Source organism: Peribacillus simplex NBRC 15720 = DSM 1321, assembly GCF_002243645.1.
Taxonomy (GTDB): domain Bacteria; phylum Bacillota; class Bacilli; order Bacillales; family DSM-1321; genus Peribacillus; species Peribacillus simplex.
In genome coordinates, this window is sequence record NZ_CP017704.1 from 2,774,317 (window position 1) to 2,785,572 (window position 11,256).

14 protein-coding genes are annotated in these 11,256 nt (G+C 42.1%); all 14 read left to right on the forward strand.

Going from position 1 to position 11,256, the window contains the following annotated elements; translation table 11 throughout:
- Positions 1 to 91 precede the first annotated feature (91 nt).
- The 14 genes from atpF to nuoK all read left to right on the forward strand — a co-directional run bounded on the left by atpF (position 92) and on the right by nuoK (position 11,250).
- Positions 92 to 610: a F0F1 ATP synthase subunit B gene (gene atpF / locus BS1321_RS13275; RefSeq protein WP_063234153.1), complete on the forward strand. Its 519-nt coding sequence runs from the start codon at positions 92 to 94 to the stop codon at positions 608 to 610.
- Positions 607 to 1,143 (forward strand): F0F1 ATP synthase subunit delta, encoded by a 537-nt coding sequence (locus BS1321_RS13280; protein WP_063234152.1) that lies wholly within the window; start codon positions 607 to 609, stop codon positions 1,141 to 1,143. The genes atpF and BS1321_RS13280 overlap by 4 nt, the downstream gene beginning before the upstream one ends.
- Before the next feature lie 24 nt (positions 1,144 to 1,167).
- Positions 1,168 to 2,676: a F0F1 ATP synthase subunit alpha gene (atpA, locus tag BS1321_RS13285; RefSeq protein ID WP_063234151.1), complete on the forward strand. Its 1,509-nt coding sequence runs from the start codon at positions 1,168 to 1,170 to the stop codon at positions 2,674 to 2,676.
- 37 nt (positions 2,677 to 2,713) lie between these two features.
- Complete coding sequence (locus BS1321_RS13290) at positions 2,714 to 3,574, forward strand: F0F1 ATP synthase subunit gamma (RefSeq protein ID WP_063234150.1); 861 nt, start codon at positions 2,714 to 2,716, stop codon at positions 3,572 to 3,574.
- An 88-nt stretch (positions 3,575 to 3,662) separates the two neighbouring features.
- Positions 3,663 to 5,060, forward strand: a complete 1,398-nt coding sequence (atpD, locus tag BS1321_RS13295; protein ID WP_061465696.1) for a F0F1 ATP synthase subunit beta — start codon at positions 3,663 to 3,665, stop codon at positions 5,058 to 5,060.
- 25 nt (positions 5,061 to 5,085) lie between these two features.
- The gene (locus BS1321_RS13300; protein ID WP_034315803.1) at positions 5,086 to 5,487 is read left to right on the forward strand and encodes a F0F1 ATP synthase subunit epsilon; all 402 of its coding nucleotides are present in this window, start codon (positions 5,086 to 5,088) and stop codon (positions 5,485 to 5,487) included.
- A gap of 340 nt (positions 5,488 to 5,827) precedes the next feature.
- On the forward strand, positions 5,828 to 6,202 hold the full coding sequence (locus BS1321_RS13305; RefSeq protein ID WP_063234149.1) for an NADH-quinone oxidoreductase subunit A: 375 nt from the start codon (positions 5,828 to 5,830) through the stop codon (positions 6,200 to 6,202).
- A 26-nt stretch (positions 6,203 to 6,228) separates the two neighbouring features.
- Positions 6,229 to 6,705: a NuoB/complex I 20 kDa subunit family protein gene (locus BS1321_RS13310; RefSeq protein WP_170946902.1), complete on the forward strand. Its 477-nt coding sequence runs from the start codon at positions 6,229 to 6,231 to the stop codon at positions 6,703 to 6,705.
- Positions 6,706 to 7,860, forward strand: coding sequence for an NADH-quinone oxidoreductase subunit C (locus tag BS1321_RS13315; RefSeq protein ID WP_094246610.1), 1,155 nt, complete (start codon positions 6,706 to 6,708; stop codon positions 7,858 to 7,860).
- 5 nt (positions 7,861 to 7,865) lie between these two features.
- Positions 7,866 to 8,963, forward strand: coding sequence for an NADH-quinone oxidoreductase subunit D (locus tag BS1321_RS13320; protein ID WP_063236466.1), 1,098 nt, complete (start codon positions 7,866 to 7,868; stop codon positions 8,961 to 8,963).
- A complete protein-coding gene (nuoH, locus tag BS1321_RS13325) occupies positions 8,964 to 9,971 on the forward strand; it encodes an NADH-quinone oxidoreductase subunit NuoH (RefSeq protein ID WP_063236467.1) in 1,008 nt (335 codons plus the stop codon). It begins immediately after the preceding gene.
- Positions 9,972 to 10,004: 33 nt separating this feature from the next.
- Entirely contained in the window at positions 10,005 to 10,424 is a 420-nt protein-coding gene (gene nuoI, locus BS1321_RS13330; RefSeq protein ID WP_048685828.1) for an NADH-quinone oxidoreductase subunit NuoI, read from the forward strand.
- A complete protein-coding gene (locus BS1321_RS13335; protein WP_048685826.1) occupies positions 10,421 to 10,939 on the forward strand; it encodes an NADH-quinone oxidoreductase subunit J in 519 nt (172 codons plus the stop codon). The genes nuoI and BS1321_RS13335 overlap by 4 nt, the downstream gene beginning before the upstream one ends.
- Positions 10,936 to 11,250: an NADH-quinone oxidoreductase subunit NuoK gene (gene nuoK, locus BS1321_RS13340; protein WP_063236468.1), complete on the forward strand. Its 315-nt coding sequence runs from the start codon at positions 10,936 to 10,938 to the stop codon at positions 11,248 to 11,250. Before BS1321_RS13335 ends, nuoK begins: the two co-directional genes overlap by 4 nt.
- The last annotated feature ends 6 nt before the right edge of the window (positions 11,251 to 11,256 follow it).

The window sequence follows — 11,256 nt, forward strand, 5'->3', positions numbered from 1 at the left end:
TCTGTGTTAAAGTGAACATTTATGACAGTGATACTGTCAATCGAAAATACAGAACTTCAATAGTGAATCTCATGAAGGGAGTGAACCGAGCGTGTTAACAAGCAATTATGTTCTTGGTCAAGCAGTCCACTTTAATGGTGGGGATATCATATACCAGCTTGTAATCTTTATTATTTTGTTAGCGTTGCTTAAGAAGTTTGCATGGGGTCCGCTAATGGGCATCATGAAAGAACGTGAAGAGCATGTTGCGAATGAAATTGAAGCAGCTGAAGTTAGCAGAAAAGAAGCACTGAAATATTTAGAAGAACAGCGTGAAATCGTAAAACAATCTCGCACTGAAGCGGGACAACTTATAGAGAATGCTAAGCAACAAGGCGAAGCACAACGCGAAGATATTATTAATCAAGCGCGTGCAGAGGCTGAACGTGTTAAAGAATCAGCAAAACGTGAAATCGTTCAAGAGAGAGAAAAAGCAGTTGCCGCCTTACGTGAGCAAGTTGCTTCTTTATCTGTTATGATCGCATCTAAGGTGATTGAGAAAGAACTTTCATCAGCTGATCAAGAAAAACTAATCAATGAATATATTCAAGAGGCAGGAGAAGGTAAATGAGCGATATAACTGTAGCAGGACGTTATGCTGTAGCTCTTTTCCAAATTGCGAAAGAGCAAAATCTCATTAACCAACTTGAAGAAGAGCTTCGCATAGTGAATGAAATTTTCACAAATGATAAAGAGCTATTAAACTTCTTGGCTCATCCTAAAATGACTAGCGATGCAAAACGTAATTTGTTGGCAAATGCATTTACAGGTCTATCATCTTCCGTTCAAAACACTTTAATGTTAATGGTGGAGCGTCATCGTACAGATGAAGTGACTGCTATGGCACAAGAGTTCATTGAACTTGCGAATGAAGAAAATTCAGTTGCGGATGCGACTGTTTATACAGTTAATCCTTTAACTGAAGCTGAAGCAAAAGCTGTGTCTTCAGCTTTTGCTGCAAAAATCGGCAAACGAAATTTGCGTATCACTAATGTTACGGATAGCAATATCATTGGCGGCATCAAACTTCAAATCGGTAACCGTATTTATGACGGAACGATAAGCGGTAAGTTAGATCGCCTTAGCAAACAACTATTAGGTTAATATTCACAGATAGGGGTGAAATTCATGAGCATCAAAGCTGAAGAAATCAGTGCGCTGATTAAAAAGCAGATTGAAAACTATCAGTCGGAAATTAAAGTAAGCGATGTAGGTACAGTAATCACTGTTGGTGATGGTATCGCTCGCGTTCATGGTTTAGATAATGCAATGGCTGGGGAGCTCTTAGAATTTTCTAATGGTTCAATGGGATTGGCACAAAACCTTGAGCAAAATAACGTAGGTGTTGTTATTCTTGGACCATTCAGAGACATTCAAGAAGGCAGTGAAGTACGCCGTACAGGAAGAATCATGGAAGTACCAGTTGGAGAAGAATTAATCGGACGTGTCGTGAATCCGCTAGGACAACCTTTGGATGGTCTTGGTCCGATCGCTACAACAAAAACTCGTCCAATCGAAAGCCCTGCAACAGGTGTTATGGACCGTAAATCTGTTCATGAGCCATTACAAACAGGGATTAAAGCAATCGATGCTCTAGTACCAATCGGACGTGGACAACGTGAGTTAATCATTGGTGACCGTCAAACTGGTAAAACATCAGTTGCGATCGATACAATCCTTAACCAAGCTGACCAAGACATGATCTGTATTTATGTTGCTATTGGTCAAAAAGAATCAACAGTTCGTGGAACAGTTGAGACACTACGTAAAAATGGTGCACTAGATTACACAATTGTTGTATCTGCATCAGCTTCTCAACCAGCACCACTTTTATACCTAGCTCCTTATGCTGGTGTGACTATGGGTGAAGAGTTTATGTTCTCTGGCAAGCACGTTTTAGTGGTATATGATGATCTTTCTAAACAAGCATCAGCATACCGTGAACTTTCCTTGCTTCTTCGCCGTCCTCCAGGTCGTGAAGCATTCCCTGGGGATGTATTCTACTTGCACTCCCGCTTACTTGAGCGTGCAGCTAAATTGAATGACACTTTAGGTGCCGGTTCAATCACTGCGCTTCCATTTGTTGAAACACAAGCAGGCGATATCTCTGCTTACATTCCAACAAACGTTATTTCCATCACGGATGGACAAATCTTCTTACAATCCGATTTGTTCTTCTCAGGTGTACGTCCTGCGATTAACGCTGGTCTTTCCGTATCCCGTGTTGGTGGATCTGCACAAATTAAAGCGATGAAAAAAGTTGCTGGTACATTACGTCTAGACTTAGCTTCTTATCGTGAATTGGAAGCATTCTCTCAATTCGGTTCTGATCTTGATGCTGCTACTCAAGCAAAACTTAACCGTGGTGCTCGTACAGTTGAAGTTCTAAAGCAAGATCTAAATAAACCAATTAAAGTTGAAAAACAAGTCATGATTTTCTATGCATTAACTAAAGGTCATTTAGATGATATTCCAGTATCGGATATCCTTCGTTTTGAAGAAGAATACTATGTGTTCCTAGATCGTTCTCATCCAGAATTATTAGATCACATTCGCACAACTAAAGGTCTTCCTGAAGACGCTGCTATCGTTGCTGCAATTAACGAGTTCAAAAAGAACTTCGTTATTTCTGAATAATAAGGTCTAACTAATTTATAAAGGGTGGTGAGAATGAATGGCCTCTTTACGCGATATTAAGTCTCGGATTACTTCAACGAAAAAGACGAGTCAAATTACAAAAGCGATGCAGATGGTATCTGCTTCTAAAATGAACCGTGCTGAAGCTAATGCTAAAGCATATGTTCCATATATGGAAAAAATTCAAGAAGTAGTATCAAGTATTGCGAACGGAAGTACGGGTGCATCTCATCCAATGCTTGTCTCACGTCCAGTGAAGAAAACCGGTTACCTGGTAATCACATCGGACCGCGGATTGGCAGGAGCATACAACAGTAGTATCCTTCGCCACGTTCATAAAACTATTCTTGAACGCCATAAATCCAATGATGAGTTCGTCATTATCGCAATCGGAAGGGTTGGCCGTGATTTCTTTGTCAGCCGTAATATGCACGTAGAGCTTGAAGTAATTGGTGTTCCTGATCAGCCATCTTTCGCTGACATTAGCTCCCTTGCTAAATCAACAGTGAATTTGTATCTAAATGAACTGTGTGATGAGCTTTATATGTACTATAACCATTATGTCAGCCCAATCCAGCAGGATGTAACGGAAACGCAAGTCCTTCCTTTAGCTGACTTTAATACTTCCAATGCAGCATTGACTTCTTATGAATTTGAACCGAATGAAGAAGAAATTCTTGAGGTATTACTACCTCAGTACGCAGAAAGTTTAATTTATGGTGCTTTGTTAGATGGTAAAGCAAGTGAGCACTCTGCACGTATGACTGCAATGAAAAATGCAACCGATAATGCGAAAGAATTGATTGATTCACTTTCATTGCAATATAACCGTGCACGTCAGGCCGCAATTACTCAAGAAATTACTGAGATTGTCGGCGGCGCAGCAGCTTTAGAATAAAATTATTAAAGGGACGGTCGGCCCGGACGATATGCTGGCCGTTCCATAAACTTGATTGTCGTTATAAGCAACGTTAGGAGGGAAAACGATGAATATAGGACGCGTTACTCAAGTTATGGGTCCGGTTGTTGACGTGAAATTCGAAGACGGACAACTTCCTAAGATCTATAACGCGTTAAGAATCGAAAATACAGCGTCTGGTACAGGACTAACTCTTGAAGTAGCCCTTCAACTAGGTGATAATACAGTTCGTACTGTAGCAATGTCTTCCACTGATGGTTTAACTCGTGGTGCAGAGACTGTTGATACAGGAGCTCCAATTTCCGTTCCTGTAGGTGAAGTAACTCTAGGCCGTGTTTTCAACGTATTAGGTGAAAATATTGACCTATTTGAACCACTTACAGCAGAGGTGCGTCGTGATCCAATTCACAGACAAGCTCCAACATTTGAAGAATTATCAACATCCGTTGAAATTCTTGAAACGGGTATTAAAGTAGTAGATTTACTTGCACCTTACATCAAAGGTGGTAAAATCGGTCTTTTCGGTGGTGCCGGTGTAGGTAAAACTGTACTTATCCAAGAACTTATTAATAACATCGCACAAGAGCACGGCGGTATCTCAGTATTCGCTGGTGTAGGTGAGCGTACTCGTGAAGGAAATGACCTTTTCTACGAGATGACTGATTCTGGTGTTATTAAGAAAACAGCAATGGTATTCGGACAAATGAACGAGCCGCCAGGTGCACGTATGCGTGTAGCTTTAAGTGGTTTGACAATGGCTGAATATTTCCGTGACGAACAAGGACAAGACGTTCTTTTCTTCATCGATAACATTTTCCGTTTCACTCAAGCAGGTTCTGAGGTTTCTGCCCTATTAGGTCGTATGCCTTCAGCGGTAGGTTACCAACCAACCCTTGCTACAGAAATGGGTCAATTACAAGAACGTATCACATCAACAAATAAAGGTTCAGTTACATCCATTCAAGCGATCTATGTACCTGCCGATGACTATACGGATCCGGCTCCAGCTACAACTTTCGCTCACTTGGATGCAACAACTAACCTTGAACGTAAACTTTCTGAAATGGGTATCTACCCAGCAGTTGATCCATTGGCGTCTTCTTCTCGTGCTCTTAGCCCAGAGATCGTTGGAGCTGAGCACTATAAAGTGGCTCGTCAAGTGCAATCAACTTTACAGAAATATAAAGAACTTCAAGATATTATTGCCATCTTGGGTATGGACGAATTAAGCGAAGACGAAAAAGTAATCGTTGCCCGTGCTCGTAGAATTCAAAACTTCTTGTCACAAAACTTCCACGTGGCTGAACAATTCACTGGTCAAAAAGGATCTTATGTACCAGTTAAAGAAACAGTCCAAGGATTCAAAGATATCCTAGCTGGAAAATATGACGAACTTCCTGAAGATGCTTTCCGTCTAGTTGGCCGCATCGAAGAAGTTATTGCTAAAGCAAAAGAAATGGCTTAATTAAAGGGACCTAGGAGGGAATGAAATGAAGACCATTAAAGTCAATGTTGTTACTCCCGATGGCCCAGTATATGATGCAGAAGTTGAAATGGTAAGCACTAAAGCTAAAAGCGGTGAGCTGGGAATTATGGCTGGACACGTTCCAACTGTAGCTCCTCTTACCATCGGTGCTGTCCGTCTTAAAAATGGAAGCAACACAGACTATGTAGCTGTAAATGGTGGCTTCTTGGAAGTCCGCCCTGATGTGGTAACCATTTTAGCTCAATCTGCTGAAAGAGCTGAAACTATCGATCTTGCACGTGCTCAAGCAGCAAAAGCCCGTGCTGAACAAAGATTGCAGAACAATGATGGATCAAATGATGCCAAAAGGGCTGATTTAGCGCTTAAACGTGCAATCAACCGTATCCAAATTGCAGAAATGCGATAACTTTAAATGAAGAAACACCTGATTAAACCATTCGTGGTAAGATCAGGTGTTTTTTTATCCAAAAGGTTTTTGAGTTTTATTGGCATTAAATATCGGAATTAGGAAAAAAAGGTCGAATTATAGAGTAAAGTATTTTCCATATTAAACCTTAACTCGTCGACATGCTTTTATCCTAATGTTATAATGTATACGCTTACATTTATTGCTTCATACCCCCTCCTTTCACGTTGCTTCTAAAAGAATGTTACCCTGCATAATATTTAAAACGGTATCCAAAAAGAAGACAAGCAAATTTAAATTGCACCCATTTAACATGATTTATCCATAAAGGGAGATGAACATGGGACAGCTGCATATTTACCAAAATAATTATTTAATTGTATTTGTTTTCCTTTGTCTCGGCATTTTATTACCTGTGATCGCTTTATTTCTTGGTAGACTGCTAAGGCCTTATAAACCGACAGATATGAAATATACGACTTATGAAAGTGGAATCGAGCCTTTTCATGATTCAAGGGTTCAATTCAATGTCAGGTATTATCTATTTGGATTGATGTTCGTCATATTTGACGTAGAAACGGTTTTTCTTTACCCATGGGCGGTTGCCTATGATGAACTCGGGCTGTTTGCATTGATTGAAATGCTGTTTTTTGTCCTGATCCTTATGCTAGGGCTAATCTACGCTTGGAAAAAGAAGGTGTTAAAGTGGAATTGAAGTTGGATGAACTTACTCCTAAAGAAATGGAAGAAATGCGCCACAGTATTTTTTTATCCACACTTGAACAAATAAAAGGATGGGCTAGAAGTAACTCACTCTGGCCAATGACTTTCGGTTTGGCATGTTGTGCAATTGAAATGATGGGTGTCGGCTCCTCACATTATGATTTGGACCGATTTGGTTCATTTTTTCGGACATCACCCAGACAATCGGATGTCATGATTGTTTCAGGAACGGTAACGAAAAAAATGGCTCCAATAATAAGCAGATTATACGAACAAATGCCAGAACCAAAATGGGTTATTGCAATGGGATCCTGTGCAACTGCTGGCGGGCCTTATGTTCACTCTTACTCAGTGGTCAAGGGGGTAGATCAAATTGTACCTGTTGATGTATATATACCGGGTTGTCCCCCAAACCCAGCTGCACTTATTTATGGGATCAATAAATTAAAAGAAAAAATCCGTTACGAGGCGAAAACCGGAAAGCGGGTGATATAGATGAGTGAAAAGGAAGACTTAGCGAAACAAAAGGCAGAAGCAGCGGCCAAGGCGAAGGCTGCAGCACTGGCCCGAAAACAGGCGAAAGAAGAAGCTGCGGAAAAGCCGGAAGGCGAAACGGATATGGCGAAACAAAAGGCAGAAGCAGCGGCCAAGGCGAAGGCTGCAGCACTGGCCCGAAAACGGGCGAAAGAAGAAGCTGCGGAAAAGCCGGAAGGCGAAACGGATATGGCGAAACAAAAGGCAGAAGCAGCGGCCAAGGCGAAGGCTGCAGCACTGGCCCGAAAACAGGCGAAAGAAGAAGCTGCGGAAAAGCCGGAAGGCGAAACGGATATGGCGAAACAAAAGGCAGAAGCAGCGGCCAAGGCGAAGGCTGCAGCACTGGCCCGAAAACAGGCGAAAGAAGAAGCTGCGGAAAAGCCGGAAGGCGAAACGGATATGGCGAAACAAAAGGCAGAAGCAGCGGCCAAGGCGAAGGCAGCGGCATTGGCCCGAAAACAGGCGAAAGAAGAAGCTGCGGAAAAACCGGAAGGCGAAATGGATGCAGCGAAGCAAAAGGCAGCAGCAGCGGCCAAGGCGAAGGCAGCCGCCGCTGCCAAAGCGAAAGCGGCGGCTGCTGCGAAGACCAGGACTGCTGTAAAGGAAAGCAAGGAAGTTAACACTCCTAGCGAACTTTCACCAAATCAGTCGAAACTCGATCAAATTGTTTCTGCTATTGAAAGCCATGTAGGACAAGGGGCATTATTAGAACACTATATTAATATATTATCAAAAGATGTACCCACTTTAGTGGCTAATCCGGATACATATTTTTCAATAGCAAAATTTCTGCGGTATGATGAGCAGCTTAACTTTTCGTATTTATCGGAACTTCATGGTACGGATTTTGAATCCCATATGGAAATCTATGTACATTTACATTCATTCAAAATGAACCAATCAGTTGCCTTGAAGGTGAAGCTTGATAGGGATTCCCCCGTTATTCCATCATTGGTCCCATTATGGTCAGGAGCAAATTGGCCAGAATGTGAGGCGTATGATTTATTAGGTATTTACTTTAATGAACACCCTGATTTAAAGCGGATTTTACTTGGTGAAGAATGGAAAGGGTATCCCCTTAGAAAAGATTATCAGCCTTATGATGTGGAGGTGTAAGCCCAATGTTAAGGACGGAAGAAATGCTTCTCAATGTCGGGCCGCAGCATCCGAGTACACATGGTGTTTTTCGGCTTGTCATCAAGATTGACGGTGAAATTATAAAAGAGGCTACACCTGTCATTGGGTATCTGCATCGCGGTACGGAAAAGCTAGCGGAAAATCTGCAATATACACAAATAATCCCATATACCGATCGGCTCGATTATCTAGCGGCAATGACAAATAATTATGTGCTTTGCCATGCTGTTGAGACAATGATGGGGGTGGAGATTCCCGAAAGGGCAGAATATTTGCGGGTTATCGCAATGGAATTGGGCAGAGTTGCAAGCCACCTTGTCTGGTGGGGTACATACTTGCTGGATATAGGTGCGACGAGCCCTTTCCTATATGCCTTTCGAGAGCGTGAAATGATCGTTAATTTATTGACTGAATTGTCAGGGGCACGCCTTACATTCAATTATATGCGTGTCGGAGGTGTGAAATGGGATGCTCCCGAAGAATGGATTGCGAAGGTCGCCGAGTTTGTCCCTTATATGAGGGAGCAGCTTGCCGGTTACCATGAGCTTGTGACAGGGAATGAAATCTTTGTTAATCGGGTTAAAGGGGTGGGCATCTATACGAAGGAAGAAGCCTTGCAGTATTCGCTTAGCGGTGCCAACTTAAGGTGTACAGGTGTGAAATGGGATTTACGAAAAAATGAACCATATTCCATTTACGACAGGTTTACATTTGATGTTCCTACAAGGGAAGAGGGTGATGCCTTTTCACGCTATCACTGTAGAATGGAAGAAATCGAAGAATCACTCAAAATCATCGAGCAGGCTGTTGAGCAATTTCCAGAAGGGCCGGTCCTTGCTAAGGTTCCTAAAATAATAAAGGTTCCTAAGGGTGAAGCATTTGTCCGAATAGAATCACCAAGAGGGGAAATCGGCTGTTATATCGCGAGTGAAGGGAAAAAGGAGCCATACCGTTTGAAATTTCGCAGACCTTCTTTTTATAATCTGCAAATTCTTCCGAAATTATTGGAAGGGGAAAATATGGCGAACTTGATAACTATATTAGGTGCAATCGATATCGTTTTAGGGGAGGTGGATGGATAAATGATCAAGGATCTTCTCCACTCCGCTCCAAGTCTACTGAATTTTGGCATTTTTTTTGGTTTGGCAGTCCTGCTCCTGTTCGTCGTATTAGGGTTTGTAACCTATGGAATCCTTTCAGAGCGGAAAATCATGGGATTCATGCAGATGCGTGTTGGCCCAAACCAAATTGGGGGGAAATGGGGTCTCTTGCAGACCGTTGCTGATGTTTTGAAACTCCTGATCAAGGAAGATACGATACCCAAAAAAGCTGATAAGCCGTTATATATTTTAGCTCCGGTAATTGCTTTTGCACCTGCTTTCATGGTCCTTGCCACCTTGCCGTTCACCGATGCCTTCCAATTTGCTGATATAGGTGTCGGACTGCTTTATTATATTGCGATTTCGGGCATATCGACCATCGGCATCGTCACTGCGGGCTGGGCATCCAATAATAAATATTCTTTGATTGGCGGAATGAGAGCAGCCGCGCAAATGATATCTTATGAGATCCCTCTGGTGATGTCGCTAGTGGGAATCGTCCTCATAACAGGCAGTTTAAACTTGAATGATATAGTTGCAGCCCAGGAAAAGATTTGGTTCATTTTTCTTCAGCCGATTGCGTTTATCGTGTTTTTTATTGCATCGGTTGCCGAGTTGAACAGGGTTCCTTTTGACCTTCCGGAAGCGGAATCCGAACTTGTTGCAGGCTATCATGTTGAATACTCTGGATTTCGCTGGGCCTTCTTTATGTTATCCGAATATGTGTATATGTTTGCAATGGCAACGCTAACCACTGTATTATTTTTAGGAGGATGGAATTCTATTCCGTTTTTGGATTTTATTCCGGCAGCCATCTGGTTCGGTCTGAAGTTCAGTGCCGTATTCTATGTATTGGTCTGGATTCGTGTAACCTTTCCTCGTATAAGGGCCGATCAATTGATGGAATTCGGATGGAAAGTGCTGCTTCCGGTTGCATTAGCGAATATATTTTTGACGGCACTAATAAAAGAATTGATTAACCTTTTTTAAAAACTTAAGCTGGTCGGAAAGCGAGGGATTTATATGCTTGGTTTAGCAAAAGGTTTAACCTATACATTAAAGAACTTGACGAGGAAAAAAGTGACCTATGACTACCCGAATGAGCCGCTTCCGCTCCCTGACCGATTCCGCGGAATCCAAAAATTCTATCCTGAAAAGTGTATTGTATGCAATCAATGCGTGACGATTTGTCCAACGGATTGTATTCAATTAACTGGTAAGAAACATCCGGACCCGTCAAAAAAAGGGAAAATAATCGATACGTATGACATCAATTTCGAGATTTGCATTTTATGTGATTTATGTACGGAGGTCTGCCCTACAGAAGCAATCGTGATGACGAATCAATTCGAGCTGGCCGAGTATAGCCGTGATCATCTATTTAAAAATCTGGAGTGGCTGGATGAAAATGATGAAAATATCCGGAAGGTGAATAAAGTATGAGTTTGTCGGGTGAATTAATTGCCTTTATTGGTTTGGCACTCGTCGCGATAGTAGGCGGGGTGCTGCTGATTACCTTAACAAAAGTGGTGCACATGGTAATTGCACTTGTTTTTACTTTCTTGGGCATTGCAGGAATTTATATGTTGCTTTCGGCCGAGTTTGTCGCCATTGTCCAAATCCTTATTTATTCAGGTGCAATTACGATCGTGATGCTATTCGGGATTATGCTGACAAAACACCAAGAAAATGATGCACCCGCTAAAGGGGGCTGGGGGAATTTCTCCTTGCTGGCAGCGATTGCGGGATTTGCTGTGGCGGTTTATCTGGGGATTTATAATCTGGATATACCTGTACAGCCAACGGCTTTGCATGAGGAAAATACGAAGCAAATAGGAATCGAACTTTTTTCAAAATATGTGATTCCATTTGAAGTGATGTCGGTACTCCTGCTTGTTGCTTTAGTCGGTGCAATCGTATTGGCTAAAAAAGATGATGAGGAGGGAGATCGATCATGACGGGAGTTCCCTTGTCGGCTTACCTTGTATTGGCACTCGTTTTATTTTGTATAGGGCTGTATGGTGCCTTGACGAAAAGAAATGCGGTCATTGTTTTGATTTCAATCGAGCTGATGCTGAACGCTGCGAATATCAATTTAGTTGCCTTCAGTAAATTCGGGGTAACGCCATCCATTACGGGTCAAGTTTTTTCCTTATTTACGATTACGATCGCTGCGGCCGAGGCGGCTGTAGGGCTGGCTATACTAATGTCCCTTTATCGCAATCGGAAGACGGTCAATGTCGATGAAATGGAAATTATGAAGCATTGAAGGTTT